The following is a 14254-nucleotide window of genomic DNA, read 5'->3' on the forward strand; positions in this document are numbered from 1 at the left end:
TGCCTGCATCGCTCCGCTTCTGCTTTTTCGAAAAAGTTTCTTCTATATATTGTGGACTACCGAATGCGTATGGCGCAAGCCCCAAGAAACTTTTCTCAAACAAAGGAGCAACAAAGTTTCGAGGCTGGACGTTTAATAGGATATGGTAAAAAGCGGAAAGCGAAAGGAGTGAAGACCGTGCAAATGGATAGGGGCATTTTTTATAAGTGAACGTAACTTTAATTATGTAACCTTTTTATAGAAAAATGAAGTCGTTTCCAAATTACCGAGAGGAGAATTCATTATTGATGAACATGTGCGGAAAACCGGCTTCCCTGCTTTTGATCGTCGCCCTGACGTTGCCCTTATTATCTTTGTCCGCCGCTTCGGCAGCGCCGGTCACTTCATATACCAATCCTGTACGCTCTGAAACGAATACGATCCAAGCGATCAAGCCGATGTGGAGCGCCGAGACAGACTTCGACGGTCAAGCTTTTCCCGCGGTAAATTCCGGTAATAACGTGATTTACGTGCATAAGGGCAAACTGCGCGCGATCAGTGCCGTTACGGGAAAAACGCAATGGTCTTCTTCTCTTCTTCCTTTGTCCGAATCGATCGCAGGAAACGGCACGCTGTACTTCGTCGATCAAAAAGGAATGCTGGTCAGCTTGAACGCCAAAACCGGAAAACCGTTCTGGAAAACCGATACGGGCATACCCTCCGATTCGTCTTTGACGGTCAAGCTCGTCGACGGAACGCTTTACGCAGGCGGACCTTTTACGCTTCAAGCCTACAACCCGGTCAACGGGAAAAATCTGTGGAAGCAAAAAACGAAAAGCGAGTACGGAGGACCTTATATCCAAGGCGTCTATGACGGCGTGCTTGTAGCTTCGATGACGGTCAGCGGAGCGCTCACGATCGATCAATATGTCGGATACAACCCGAAAACGGGGAAAAAGGTATGGGAAAGCGGCGGAAACAACGGCCCTGTGCTGGCTTATCGTAACGGATGTCTCTACGTGCGCGACCAATACCCGATGAGCAGTCCGGATCACGCGCTGCTGCTGAATAAAATCCGGGTCAAGACGGGAAAAATGACTAAGGCGAATGAATACGTCCAAGTCGAAGACGGCATGTTCCAAACGGCCGATCAGGTCTTTGTCGAAGGAGACGACCTGTACATCGCGATGCGTAAATACAGCGAAGGCACATTGGAAGGCTTCTCTTCCATGCTGCACCGCTTCAAACTCGACGAGGATCCGGACAAGCAAACGCCCATGATTTACGAAGGCAGAGGCGACTTCCTTGCAGGGCCATACTTGAACCGCTTTTTCGTGCAAAAAGAGCTTCGCTTGGAAGCCGTCCCTCTTAACGGAAAAATGAGCGAGAACTACAATATCCCGAGCAACCCCGTTTCGAGACTGGACTTGATCGCGAACCGTGCCTATGTCGGCGTCAGCGACGGAAAGTTCTACATCATCGATATTCCTTCCGGCCGAACGCTCGGCGTCGTGGATACGAATTCCCGTACGTACGGACAGACGTTGGTCGTCGGCAGCATGATCGTCGTGCAAGCGGAAGGCAAGCTAATCGCCGTAAAGCGGCCGGTATTAACGAAGCAGCCTTGAAATTTTACGTTAATTATGTTTCGCAAAATTAAATTTTGTGGTATATAAAAAAGGAGGGCTGTTTCGCCATATACATATGCCCGCCGAAACGCAATACGGTTTCACCAAATTTGCAAGGGTGCGTTGATGCGCCCGGAAGGAGCTCTATTCTTATGACAGATGCAAAGAAACCCGTACTCGAACCCGCAGCGCAGAAATTTGCCGACGACAACGCGAAGCCTCCCTTCTTGTCCGATCTCGGTCCGGAAAAAGGACGCGAAACGGTCGACGAAGTTCAATCCGGCGATATTTTCAAACCGGAAGTGGACGCGGAAGACAAAACGATCGCAGGCGGTCCGAAAGGCGAAGTCTCGATCCGCGTGCTTCGTCCGAAAGGATCGACCGGTCCTCTTCCCGTGCTCCTTTACACCCACGGCGCAGGCTGGGTATTCGGCAACGCGCATACGCATGACCGCTTGATCCGCGAACTGGCAGTCGGTTCGGAAGTGGCCGTCGTGTTCCCGAATTACAGCCTCTCCCCGGAAAGCAAATATCCGGTCGCGATCGAAGAAATCTACGCGACGTTGGAATGGATCGCTTCGCAGGGCGAAGCCGAAGGGTTTGACACATCCAAACTGTTCGTCGGCGGCGATAGCGTCGGCGGCAACATGACGGCGGCGATCACGCTGATGGCGAAAGAACGCAGCGGCCCGAAAATCGCGAAGCAGCTGCTGTTCTATCCGGTAACGGACGCTTCTTTCGAAACGGAATCGTATAACCAGTTCGCGGAAGGCTACTTCTTGATGAAAGAAGGCATGAAGTGGTTCTGGGATCAATACACGACCGATCCGGCTGAACGCGACCAAATCACGGCTTCCCCGCTGCGCGCGACAATCGAACAGCTGCAAGGTCTGCCGGAAGCGCTCGTCATCACGGGCGAAGCCGACGTGCTGCGAGACGAAGGCGAAGCCTATGCGAACAAGCTGCGCGAAGCAGGCGTTCCGGTAACGGCGGTGCGTTTCCAAGGGATTATTCACGACTTCGTGATGCTGAACGTGATGGCGGAGACGAATGCAAAAAAAGGCGCGATACTGCTGGCGAATGCTTGGCTGAAAGCCTGATCCCGACCGTGAAATCGCACAAACTCAAAAAGACCTCTTCTGCCGCCTGCGGCGCGCGGAAGAGGTCTTTTTTTTAACGAATCATCAATGACGCCCTTTGACGGCTTTGTTCCAATCCAACGGAATCTCGAAGCGTTTTTGCGATTCCGGTGCTCGGAACGGCATGACCATGAACGCGGCAATATCGTCAGGATTTATACGTTCGATAGCCCTTTCGAATATCAACTCGTTTGCGGAAATGCGTTCTGGACTGAATATGTTGAAGCTCAAAATCTCGCCTTTTTTCGTTCGGATATTAAATATCCAGGATTGTGCATGGGGCGAATTGTATTTCGTACGGAACACGGTACGGTCTTTTTGCATATCGATATCGGTCAGGGTCATCGTTTCTCCGTCAAATCCTTTAAAAACGAGCGGAAGATGACCGTCAAACGTTTGAAGGATCATATCGTCTTCAGGCGCGTCTGCATCTTCGGGTTTTGACAAATGAATTTTGGATAATGTCAAAGCTAACGAAGAAGGCTCAGGATTGATTGCGCTGAAAGGTTCGATTGCAAAAACTTCGTCTTGATAATCTTCGCGGCTCGGATTCATATCCGAATACGATCGATTGCCTGTCAAAAAACGGGTATCGATATCGTCCGAATAGGTGATCTCCAAGCTGCTGTCTTCTTGCGGATTATGACGAGTCGTCTCGATCACGTTCCATAAAGGCCCTACCTTGATCTTGTTGATTCGCAATACGTATCCTTGGTACTCAATCGTTTGGTTCGGGAAAAAAGTCAGCGTCCGGGCATCCGTTTTGGACGAGTCCAATTCCAACTCGGTTTGCCAATTGCCCGGTGTGCTCGCGAGTTCATGCACCCGAAGCGCCAATTTAATTTTTTGCGGACCATCGAATTTCCAAAAAGCATACGTAAGCGTACCCGCAAAACGATGACTGTCCAAAACGGTTCTCGTAACGCGGATTTCCGCTTGAGGCGGATCATCCGATTCCGCGTCTGTCCGTTTCAATTCGTACTCGAACGTCGAAGTGGCTTCGTTCAGCGGAATAGAGGTGTCGGAACGTTCCGCCACGTAATCGATCTTAACATCGTTTCCGTCATAATAAGCTTTCACGAGCGTTAACGTAATGCCTTGATCTTCCAACCGGATATTCAAGGGCGTAAAAAATTCGTCAATGCGTTCTTCGCCTTTGAATCGGAGCTCTCTGGGTGCAACTTCGTCGACCAAATGCCGAAAATCGATACCGGAGATATTCCATTTCGCCGGAACGGATCGGGACTCGTTCCATCCATATATAGCCGCGCTTGCCAGAAGCAAAATCGCTGCCAATGCCGCAAAAATAGGCATACGGTAATTTCGTTTGACCGGAATGATTCGTTTCATCTGATCCGGCTGATCGTGCCAGATGCGATCGAACGTCACGCCCGGATTCAGCTTCTTCAAGGAATCGGGTCCGTCGGCTTTTAACCGTTCGACTATCTCGCGTTCAGACGAAGAAAAACGACGAGCGGCAAATCGAGCAAAATAAGCTTTCATCGGACCTCCTCCCGCGTTTGGGAACAATTGTGCAAACGATGCGTCAACAGGTCGGGATTCACCCTGAGTTTGGCGAGTCCGGCGGCAAGTCTGGATTTGCACGTGCCGAGCGGGATCTCTAACGTTTGCGCGGCTTCTTTAAGCGGGATTTCCGCGTAATAATGCAGTACGATTACTTCCCTGCTTTTATGCGGCAACCGACAGACCGCTTGCCATAGTTCTTGCTGTCGTTCGTTTTGCAGCGCGACCGTTTCAGCCGTTTGATCCGTAGGCCGATCCGGTACCTGCCCGAATAGTTTTTGCCAATTAAGCTTACGATAATGGCTGCGCGCGAGATTGACCGCGATTCGCGCAAGCCACGGCCGGATCGGTTCGTGCCGGCAATACGATCCGTATTTTTGAAAAGCTCGCATAAACGTCTCCTGCGTCAAATCGTCAGCAAGCGTTTTCGACTTCGTTAACGCGAGCAGAACGCCGAAAACGGCTTTGGCATGTTGATCGAACACCTTTTCCGCCTCCTCCCGGCTTAAATCTGCATTCATCTTTTCCCCTCCCTTTTCTCTGACCGCTATACGCTTTGAAAAGGAATTCGGTTCGGTGTTCTCGCAAATTTTTTTCGAAAATGAACATTAGGGCGTGTCTTCAAACCTGCTAACGTGTATCTTTGACTGCCTTTTCGCTCTCAACTGGAATCGTACCTAAACCGTGTACCATTCCAGCGACGCTTCGTCACTCTCCCTTGACGTGCCCCGGCACGACTGCGGAAAAGTTCTTTGCCGAGAACGAAAATTCAGTAAAATCTACGTCCGTCGAAGTTTAAAGACATGCCATAGTTTACAGTAATATAATTATGTAATCTAGATATAAGAAGCCTGCTATCCGTTATTCGGAAGCAGACTTCTTGTATTTTTGTTATTCACCTATTTAACTCTGCTTTTCCCGTCGATCAGTCGAACGTCACAAATCCCATCGCTTTTTTCGCCGCTAACAGCGTTTTCCCCGCTTCTTCGTTCGCTTTTCGCGCGCCTCGCTTCAAAATCTCGTCCAGCTCAGCGGAATTCACAATCTCGTGGAAACGCTGCTGGATCGGTTGCAGTTTAGCGATCACGACTTCGGCCAGTTCTTTTTTGAAAGCTCCGTAACCTTGTCCGTCGAAGCGCCGCTCCACGTCTTCCGTCGACACTTCACCGAACAGCGAATACAGCTCGATTAGGTTGCTGACGGCGGGTTTGGACTCCCAATCGTAACGCACCTGTCCGTCCGAATCGGTCACCGCGCGGGAGAACTTTTTGCGAATGACGGCAGGCTCGTCCAACATCAGAATATAGCTGGCTTGATTGGGATTGCTTTTGCTCATTTTCTTATGCGGATCATCCAATCCCATGACTCGGCAGCCAATATCTTGGACGATCGCTTCCGGTACCGTAAACGTTTTGCCGAAGCGGCTGTTGAAGCGGTCGGCCAAGTCGCGCGTGAGTTCCAAATGCTGCGTCTGATCTTCGCCTACCGGGACATGGGACGCTTGATAAAGCAGAATGTCCGAAGCCATCAGCGCGGGATACGTGAACAACGATGCGCTGACGCCTTCTTTTCCGTCCGACTTCTCTTTGAACTGCGTCATCCGGTTCAGTTCGCCGAAATGCGCCTGCGTCTCCATGATCCATCCCAGTTCGGCATGCGCCGGAACTTGCGACTGAAGAAAGATCGTCGCCTTTTCCGGATCGATGCCGGCCGCCACGTAATACGCCGCGATCTCTCGCGAACGCTGATGCAGCTCTTTCGGATCTTGAGCGACGGTCACGGCATGCAGATCCGGCACGAAAAAGAAACTCTCGAATTCATGCTGAAACTTCACGAACTGACTAAGCGCGCCCGCGTAGCCTCCGATGTTCAGATCGCCGCTCGGCTTGATGCCGGATAAAATACGTTTGGTTATGCTCATTTTTATTCTCTCCTCAAATTCGATTGAACAATACCCTCATTCGAAACGCAAAAAAGACACTCCATCCCTGTCAAAGGGACGAAGTGCCTGTATGCGCTCCGCGGTACCACCCGAAATTCAGCCCGAACGGACTGCTCTTGGACCCGTCAAAACGACTAACGGGGTTCCCCGAGATAACGGAGGGAAGCCGTCGGCGCCTACTGACCGCAAATCGCGGGGTTCGGACCGAAGCGAACGGACCCATTCACCGAACGTCGTCATGCCGGACCTTTCACCGATCGCCGGCTCGCTGAGATGATTCTCGTTAAGGTTACTCTTTCCATTCCTAGCTTTTGTTATGGGCAGTTGTTGTAGGCAAGTGTACGCGATCGGTTCGGAAAAAGCAAGCTTTGAATAGCGGGACGGATTTCGTTTATTGAAGAGTGATCTCTTTTGTCCAGGTTGCTTCTTGTCCGGCGTCATCGGAGAATACGAATGAAATCTCGCCCCGCTCCCCTTTTCGGGCATTTGGATACAGGAAGCCGGAAAATTGTCCGTCGCCGCTGATGTAAAAGCCGTCTTCGCCGCTCGCTCCGTTTTCCCGTGCCTGCTCATACGTCGTGACGATCGGATCTCCTTCGCCATGCCACTGCATTTCGCTCAGCGCGTAGCCTTCCGGAATCTTCTTAAAAGAGAAGGTCAAGCCTCCGCTCTCGATCGGTATTTCGGTCTGATCGAGCACAACCAGAATTTGCAAATCCTCCGCTTCCCGATCGGCAGCCGCATCGGGTACGTCGGTAGGTGCCGCAGCCGGAGCTGTCTTATTCGACTGCGGCGCGGAAGTTTCTTTTTCCGGCTCCTTCTCTGTTGAAGTCGCGTTTTGCCCGCACGCGCTTAACATAAGCATTCCTGCAATCAAAGCCATGCCTGCTAACCTAGGATGTTTATTCATCGTCTTCCCTCTCCTGTTCAACGAGTGAAGCTTCGCGCAACGTGAAACGAAAAGCTACACCTTTCTCTGTATTTACTACTTCATAATCGCTATCGTGCAGTTCCAAAATATGCTTGACGATGGCCAGCCCCAACCCTGTCCCGCCCAAGCGGCGATCCCGGGAACGTTCCGCTCTGTAAAACTGCTCCCAGATCCGCTCCAGGTCGTCCTTCGGAATCGGTTCTCCGTCATTTTCGATCACGATCTCTGCAATTTCAGAATCTAAGCGCCGCAGTGAAATTCGGATCTCCCCTGCTTCGCGTGCATGCCGGACCGCATTGCTAAGCAGATTGATCAGCACCTGATCGATTCTGCGCGGATCGGCGATCACACGAAGCCGGGATTCGCCGATCAGACGAACCTTGAGATGCCGGCTTTCGATCTGCTCCGTCAACGAATCGAGCAGCGAACGCACATGCACGGCGATATCCAGATTCTCCGTCTTGAGCTTGATCGCTTTGGCTTCGAAACGGGAAAGCTGGAGCATGTCCATAATCAGGGCGTTCATGCGATCCGTTTCTCCGACGATCAATTGCAGGTAACGCTCGCGTTTGTCTGCGGCCACGTCGTCTTGCAGCCCTTCCGCAAAGCCTTTCACGATACCCAATGGCGTTTTCAACTCATGCGAGATGTTGGCGATCAATTCTTTGCGCAGTTCCTCGGCACGCACTTTTTCCTCGACTTCATGTTCCAGCTCGGTATTAGTTTCGGACAGCTTGCGCAGCGCCGCGTCGAGATTATGTCCCAGCGTATCGAGATTGCGGGACAATTCGCCGAACTCGTCATGCGAACGAATCGCTCTTCCTTCATCCGGCGTAAAATCAAGCGCAGCCATGCGCGACGAGGTTCGACTAAGACGGATCAACGGGCGAGACACCATACGAGAGTATACAAACGACAACAACAGCAAAACGATTCCGATAACAGGCGCCAGATAAACGAAGTAACGTTGGAGCATTCCGACGGCCTCGCCCAACGGTTGAAGAGATGCCAAAGCAAACGCATAGCCTTCCGGTTTTCCTTGCTCGTCTACAATCGGAACCAAAATACGCAAATAAGGAATCCCGCTCCAATCATCGTTCCATTCGCTGATCAACGTGTCGCCGGCGCTTACGCGTTGTTCCATATCCGAGGAGTCGGCATTCCGCCAATCCGTCAGCGCTTCGTCGATTCGCGTATTCGCGTAAAAGGGATTGAATTCCTGGTTCTCCGGCAGCACCAATTCGGTAATTATTCCTTTTACACGAGCAAGTCCGCTTTCCGGCCGAGGTTCATCGCTTTGCAGCGCGACCGGTTGCATCAACGTATCCTGCTCGTCCATGTAGATTCCGTCCGCCACCAGTTCCTCGCCTGCCCGAAGGCCGGAAGGGACGTCCGAAGCGGTCATTCCTTCCGAGGACAGTAGAAGCGTGATCCGCTTGTTGTCTGACGTTTGCAAAGAGATAAAATAAGGATCGAGGCTTCGGCGTTCGAAATCGGTATTCAAAATCGCAAGCGAAGCTTTGTTTTCATTGGTGAATCGTCCGAGAATGCGCGCCGTCGCAACAGGGTCGTTTCCTGCTTCCGCATACTGCACGCTGAAATCCCGCATGCTTTTTTCCAGATCGTCCGTTTTAACCGTTTGGGGGTACAGCCAACATTTTAACGAAAATATACGCTAAGACAATATTTGGAATAGAAAAGCCGGATTTCCCTACTCTAAGGAGATCCGGCTTTTCTTATATTCAATGAAGGTAAAGGCTGTAGACCGGCCTTACTATTGGATTTGAATGTGTATTCCCCTAGGAAATTAATATGCTCCCACGCAAGAGGTGATACATGAGCTAACAAGTTCTCATCTAATTCTCCGTTTTGCTTTAACTGATTCGTAGCTTCTGTAAGATAAACGGTGTTCCAAAGACTAATTGCATTGATTATAATGTTTAAAGCACTTGCTCTTTGCAGTTGATCTTGTAAAGCCCGTTCCCGTAACTCCCCATGCTTTCCAAAGAAGATCGCCCTGGCCAAAGCATTCATGGCTTCTCCTTTATTAAGTCCTCGTTGTACACGTCGCCGCAGCGATTCATTTAAAATGTAATCAAGTATAAAAATCGTTTTTTCGATTCTTCCGATTTCTCTAAGTGCCTTTGATATTTTGTTCTGCCTCGCATAAGAGCCAAGCTTGCCCATAATGAGGGATCCAGAAACCGTACCTTCTCTTATTGAATGCGTCAACCGTAATACATCATCAAAATTCTCTCGAATAGTTTGGGTGTTAATTTTCCCTCGAAAAAGATCATTTATTTCATGGGGATGATCCATTACATCTATCGTATATAACCTAGAATCAGATAAGTCACGAAGTCTTGGTGCAAAGCGAAATCCAAGCAAATGAGATAAACCAAATACTTGATCTGTATAACCCGCTGTATCTGTGTAATGTTCTTCAATATTCAACTCAGACTCATGATGCAATAATCCATCGATGACATGAACAGCATCACGGGCGTTAGTATTAATGACTTTGGTGTAAAAACTCGAAAATTGATCACTTGTGAATCGATATATAGTTGCTCCCTTTCCGGAACCATAATGGGGATTAGCGTCTGCATGTAAAGAAGATACACCGACTTGCACACGCATTCCATCAGAAGATGATGTACTGCCATCGCCCCAAATTGAGGATAAATCCATTTTATGATGGAAATTAACAAGCGTAGCTTGCGCTCTGTTCAAAGCATCCTCATCCATTCGCCATTGAGCAACGTTTGCCATTTGTCGATATGTGATTCCTGGTGTTGCGTCCGCCATTTTTGTGAGTCCAATATTTGTTCCCATAGCCATTAGTGCTGCTAGTATCATGGGTTTCTCTTCTTGATGCGGGGGTTTTCCCGTAGACGTGTGAATAAATGCTTTATCAAACCCTGTCCACCCTGAGACTTCCATCAATAAATCCGTTAATTTCATACGTGGAAGTAGACGATAAAGAGAAGCACTGAATGCCCTGGCATCTTCCGGGACATCTTTTTCAAGCCGTTGAATGTGCAGTTTGCCATTCGTCAGATTGGCTCCTTCTAAATCATGAATATTGCCTTTTACATGTTGAATACGTTCTAATAAAGAAAGTCGTCGTTCTTCAAGATAATCATCCACTGACAAACTAACAGCAATCCTTGTTGCATTCGTTGCAGATGCAATCTCCCATTCTTTTTTGGAAACTAGATACTCCTCAAAATCTTTATGTTGGCGACTCCCGGCGATGGAAATATCTCCTGACCTTACATGGTTTCGAAGCTCCGTTAGTGCTGCCATTTCATAATAATGCCGATTAATCGACCCGTCTTCTTCGTAGACATGCTTTTGCCACCGATTAGATACAAAATCCAAGGGGGCATCTCTTGGCACTTTGCGCTTATTCGTTTCATTCATTTCGCGAATAGTATCTAATGCTTTCATTAATGGCTCACTCGATTTAGTCGAACGGAATTCAAGTGCCCTTAGTAGAGTCGGTGTATATTTTCGCAGGTAAAAAAAGCGACTTTCTAAAAGATCTAAATAATCATAATTAATCGGTCTAGACAAATCCTTCGCTTCCTCAATGGAAGTAACAAATTTTTCCCACGGCATGATGGTTTCTAAGGCTGTAAAAGGATCCAGCTTTTCTTCGCGTGCCTTTATAAGAGCTTCACCTAAGCGAGCATAATGGATGACTTTCTCATTTACTGATTTCCCGTTCTTCTTTTGCAGTTCTTCTTGAGCTCTACGTCCTTTCGCTTGGAGGGTCAAGATTTGTCTGTCGTGAATTTCAAATGCGTGATCAATTAAGTCTTGGTTCAGATGGAGCAAATAAGCAACTAATATTGCATATCTTTTTTCTTTAGTGAATCGTCGGAAGGAATGGGGTTCATATCTAGCGCCTATTTTAGATAGTTGTCGCAATCGATTGGGGTGTATGGACTCAGTTATTACTGTAAGTTGAAGTGTTTTAATGTATTCTAAGCGCTCGATCACTTTTAAAAAGGCATCTGGAGATGATTGCCCTGGAATCTCTCTTAACCATGATAAGTATGTTTTCCCACTATCAGTAGGCATTAGCGATAGTAAGCGATCCAGCTTTTCAAGTTGAAATGGTGCTAGGGAGTCATTAAAGTGATTAAAAATATGTTGTTCCGTCCGTTTTCGTGTTTCCCAGACTACTCTTTCAATGGTGGCCATACTTGGTAGAATGACTTTCCACTTCCGGACGATCTGAATGGCCGTCTGTATCAGATGAGTAGGGTTTCCATTAGCCATAGCATCATCGAATAGGAATCTAGAAAGTCGACGATATGTTGATATGGTAAAGGTTTGGTAATCATACTCTCTACGGATTTCTACCAAATGCTCATATTTAGTTGCTTCTCGTTTAGCGTAATTTAAGAACTCATTTGGATCCACTTTAATTTGTTTAGCGATATAAGATATAACATATGTAGGAATTTCATTTATATCAGATAATGTCCACCCTGAAAATCGAATAATGCAAAGTTGTACGGCAAAACCCAAACGATTATAGTCTCTTCTATGTCGAAAGATGACATCTACATCGTGCTGGCTTAGCGTGAAGAATGTACCTAAGGACCATTCATCTAATTCAGTGGGAATGGACATATACGTTTTCCGTTCCTCTGGGGTTAGTAATTCTCTTACTCGAGCATACACAATAAAAAAGCTCCCTCCTAAAAAGTGGTTTCACGAATGATACATAACTATCTTTTGTATCATTCGTGAATATCCTAAACACCTTGATAAATAAAGGTTTTTTTAGAGTTTTCCATCTCTCGTCATTTTCTCTGCTTTTTGAATCATACATAATATATAATAGTATACATTAAGTATCATAATTTTGGAGGAGTTAATTTGGAGTATGTTCAACCGATTCGGGATCGAAAACAGATAATTGCAATCAAGAAAATTTTAAAAGCTACCAATATAAGGGACTACTGTCTCTTTAACATAGGGATTAATTCCGGCCTACGGATTAGCGATTTACTTCAATTAAGAATTGGTGATGTAATTGATGAAAAGCATACTATTAAGGATCGAATCTCGCTTCGTGAAGTAAAAACAGGGAAAATGAAAGATTTTCCTATCGGAGATACGTCAAAAAAAGCAATCAGAGAGTACTTGATAACAAGAGATTACGAAGAAAACGAACCGTTATTTCGTTCCAGGAAGGGGAAAGAAGCATTAAAGCGACAACAAGCCTATCGAATTATTAACGAAGCGGCTAGAGCTGTAGGAATAAAAGAAAGAATTGGTACTCATACATTACGAAAAACGTTTGGTTATCACGCTTACCAATCTGGAGTGGACCTCTCGATTCTTCAAAAATTGTTTAACCATTCAGCACCAAGCGTTACGCTAGCCTATATTGGTATGACACAAGATGAGCTTGATAATGTGTATTTGAATTTAAATCTATGAGGTGGGTATCTCTTTTTATCTCATTTTAATAAATAATGTTGGCTGTACCCCTCTAAGGTCCTGATAGCGAGAATAGGTCTTATGGGGTACTAGCTCTTATTATAATTAGATGTGACGGATAATAAAGTAGATTAACCTTATTAATTCGCTTTTACCTTAATGAATATAAGCACTACATTTTATAGAGTCGTCCTAGCGTTTCCTTCATTTCAGGCTTAACGGATATCTCAGAACGAATTGAAACAGCTTTTTCTTCTGCTTCTTTTATAGATTCAGCTAACCCTAGTTCAAGAAGTAAACCAATCGCAACCGTTCCAGTCCGATTTTTTCCTCCTGAACAATGAAAGAAAATTGTTTCATCATTATCATAAGCATTTTTAACAGCATCAATAGCGGTCTTCACTGATTTATCCTGTTTCTCTTTATCATCAATAATGGGTAAATGCACACGTTTACCAGTCTTATCCTCGTCTAACGATTCAGCTCTTAGATCAAAAACCTTACCGAGATCATGTGTCTTTGTCGCTTCTTCTGCACTTGCAGCACCACCGATATACACTCGGTTAGGAATCAATTCTTGATAGGATGTCATCATCTTGTCCTCCATTTATAGTTATAAATTATGATAGAGACTGGCTCCAATCCAGTGTTGTCTCTCCCTCGAGATAGTGTTCAACATCCAATGCAGCCATACAACCTGTGCCGGCAGCTGTTATTGCTTGTTTATACGTTACATCTTGTACATCTCCACAAGCAAACATTCCCGGTATTGATGTTTTTGTTGTACCAGGTTCCACAACTACATAACCATTTTGATCAAGTTCGACCTTATCTTCCAAAAAGGCTGTATTCGGTGTATGACCTATTGCTAAGAAAAATCCGTCCGTTTCAATTAACTCTTCTTTACCTGTACTATTATCAACCACTTTTACACCGGAGACCTTCCCGTTTGTTGAAAGAACTTCAGTGGTCATTTTATTAAGAGCCCACTTTATTTTATTGTTTTCTTTAGCTCTGTTTTGCATAATCTTAGATGCTCGAAGCTCGCTACGTCTATGAATAACAGTAACCTCATCTGCAAATTTCGTTAAGAAACTTGCTTCTTCCATAGCTGAATCTCCACCACCAACAACGACAACTTTCTTACCTCGATAGAAAAATCCATCACAGGTTGCACAAGTACTGACCCCTTTTCCGAAATTTTCTTTTTCACCAGGTACGTTAAGCCATTTAGCTGATGCCCCTGTTGAAATGATGATCGTCTCGGCTTCAATCTCTTCTTTCCCATTGATAGTTAAATGGAATGGTCTTGATTCTGTTTTTACATTAGTGACCCAACCAGTTTTAAACGTTGCGCCAAATCGTTCAGCTTGTTTTCGCATGTTATCCATGAGTTCTGGTCCAGTAATACCGTTGATGAATCCAGGGAAGTTTTCAACCTCAGTTGTAAGTGTTAATTGACCTCCTGGTTCCTGTCCTTCAATAACCAAAGGGTTCATGTCAGCTCTTGCTAAGTAAATAGCAGCTGTTAGTCCAGCTGGTCCTGTCCCTACAATAATCACTTTATGTTTTGTCGCCATATTAACAACCCCTTATATAATAATTCACTTATATATACTTGAAAATGTAAGTCGAGGGTATTACTCCC

11 protein-coding genes and 1 other annotated feature are annotated in these 14254 nt (G+C 46.5%); of the genes, 3 read left to right on the top strand and 8 right to left on the bottom strand.

Annotated elements, in window-relative coordinates; all coding sequences use genetic code 11:
• Positions 1 to 287: 287 nt before the first annotated feature.
• Positions 288 to 1607 (top strand): outer membrane protein assembly factor BamB family protein, encoded by a 1320-nt coding sequence (locus HRQ63_RS02920; protein WP_172238852.1) that lies wholly within the window; start codon positions 288 to 290, stop codon positions 1605 to 1607.
• Positions 1608 to 1759: 152 nt separating this feature from the next.
• The gene (locus HRQ63_RS02925; RefSeq protein ID WP_172238855.1) at positions 1760 to 2707 is read left to right on the top strand and encodes an alpha/beta hydrolase; all 948 of its coding nucleotides are present in this window, start codon (positions 1760 to 1762) and stop codon (positions 2705 to 2707) included.
• Positions 2708 to 2791: 84 nt separating this feature from the next.
• Here the strand turns inward: HRQ63_RS02925 and HRQ63_RS02930 are convergent, their stop codons facing one another.
• From HRQ63_RS02930 to HRQ63_RS02955, 6 genes are all read right to left on the bottom strand, one after another.
• On the bottom strand, positions 2792 to 4249 hold the full coding sequence (locus tag HRQ63_RS02930) for a DUF4179 domain-containing protein (RefSeq protein WP_172238858.1): 1458 nt from the start codon (positions 4247 to 4249) through the stop codon (positions 2792 to 2794).
• The gene (locus tag HRQ63_RS02935; protein WP_172238861.1) at positions 4246 to 4791 is read right to left on the bottom strand and encodes an RNA polymerase sigma factor; all 546 of its coding nucleotides are present in this window, start codon (positions 4789 to 4791) and stop codon (positions 4246 to 4248) included. The genes HRQ63_RS02930 and HRQ63_RS02935 overlap by 4 nt, the downstream gene beginning before the upstream one ends.
• 404 nt (positions 4792 to 5195) lie before the next feature.
• A complete protein-coding gene (trpS, locus tag HRQ63_RS02940; protein WP_172238864.1) occupies positions 5196 to 6191 on the bottom strand; it encodes a tryptophan--tRNA ligase in 996 nt (331 codons plus the stop codon).
• Between the two features lie 71 nt (positions 6192 to 6262).
• Positions 6263 to 6527: a binding site (T-box leader), on the bottom strand.
• A gap of 76 nt (positions 6528 to 6603) precedes the next feature.
• Positions 6604 to 7122, bottom strand: a complete 519-nt coding sequence (locus tag HRQ63_RS02945) for a hypothetical protein (RefSeq protein ID WP_172238867.1) — start codon at positions 7120 to 7122, stop codon at positions 6604 to 6606.
• A complete protein-coding gene (locus HRQ63_RS02950) occupies positions 7115 to 8752 on the bottom strand; it encodes a sensor histidine kinase (RefSeq protein ID WP_172238870.1) in 1638 nt (545 codons plus the stop codon). Before HRQ63_RS02950 ends, HRQ63_RS02945 begins: the two co-directional genes overlap by 8 nt.
• 107 nt (positions 8753 to 8859) lie before the next feature.
• The gene (locus tag HRQ63_RS02955; protein WP_172238873.1) at positions 8860 to 11841 is read right to left on the bottom strand and encodes a Tn3 family transposase; all 2982 of its coding nucleotides are present in this window, start codon (positions 11839 to 11841) and stop codon (positions 8860 to 8862) included.
• A gap of 198 nt (positions 11842 to 12039) precedes the next feature.
• On the opposite strand from HRQ63_RS02955, the gene HRQ63_RS02960 reads away from it, so the two are divergent.
• Positions 12040 to 12606 carry a site-specific integrase gene (locus HRQ63_RS02960; RefSeq protein WP_172238876.1) on the top strand — a complete coding sequence of 189 codons (567 nt, stop codon included), beginning with the start codon at positions 12040 to 12042 and terminating at the stop codon, positions 12604 to 12606.
• Positions 12607 to 12778: 172 nt separating this feature from the next.
• On the opposite strand, the gene HRQ63_RS02965 is transcribed toward HRQ63_RS02960, so the two are convergent.
• The gene (locus HRQ63_RS02965) at positions 12779 to 13201 is read right to left on the bottom strand and encodes a protein-tyrosine phosphatase family protein (protein WP_308809900.1); all 423 of its coding nucleotides are present in this window, start codon (positions 13199 to 13201) and stop codon (positions 12779 to 12781) included.
• Between the two features lie 25 nt (positions 13202 to 13226).
• Positions 13227 to 14186, bottom strand: a complete 960-nt coding sequence (gene trxB, locus HRQ63_RS02970) for a thioredoxin-disulfide reductase (RefSeq protein WP_172238879.1) — start codon at positions 14184 to 14186, stop codon at positions 13227 to 13229.
• Positions 14187 to 14254 lie beyond the last annotated feature (68 nt).

Origin of the sequence: Saccharibacillus endophyticus, assembly GCF_013185185.1 — a bacterium.
GTDB lineage: Bacteria > Bacillota > Bacilli > Paenibacillales > Paenibacillaceae > Saccharibacillus > Saccharibacillus endophyticus.

What these genes read in the sequence shown, in the direction of transcription:
- HRQ63_RS02920 (WP_172238852.1), top strand. Translation starts at nt 288, where the DNA reads ATGAACATGTGCGGAAAACCGGCTTCCCTGCTTTTGATCGTCGCCCTG.
- HRQ63_RS02925 (WP_172238855.1), top strand. Translation starts at nt 1,760, where the DNA reads ATGACAGATGCAAAGAAACCCGTACTCGAACCCGCAGCGCAGAAATTT.
- HRQ63_RS02930 (WP_172238858.1), bottom strand. Translation starts at nt 4,249, where the DNA reads ATGAAAGCTTATTTTGCTCGATTTGCCGCTCGTCGTTTTTCTTCGTCT.
- HRQ63_RS02935 (WP_172238861.1), bottom strand. Translation starts at nt 4,791, where the DNA reads ATGAATGCAGATTTAAGCCGGGAGGAGGCGGAAAAGGTGTTCGATCAA.
- trpS (WP_172238864.1), bottom strand. Translation starts at nt 6,191, where the DNA reads ATGAGCATAACCAAACGTATTTTATCCGGCATCAAGCCGAGCGGCGAT.
- HRQ63_RS02945 (WP_172238867.1), bottom strand. Translation starts at nt 7,122, where the DNA reads ATGAATAAACATCCTAGGTTAGCAGGCATGGCTTTGATTGCAGGAATG.
- HRQ63_RS02950 (WP_172238870.1), bottom strand. Translation starts at nt 8,752, where the DNA reads ATGCGGGATTTCAGCGTGCAGTATGCGGAAGCAGGAAACGACCCTGTT.
- HRQ63_RS02965 (WP_308809900.1), bottom strand. Translation starts at nt 13,201, where the DNA reads ATGATGACATCCTATCAAGAATTGATTCCTAACCGAGTGTATATCGGT.
- trxB (WP_172238879.1), bottom strand. Translation starts at nt 14,186, where the DNA reads ATGGCGACAAAACATAAAGTGATTATTGTAGGGACAGGACCAGCTGGA.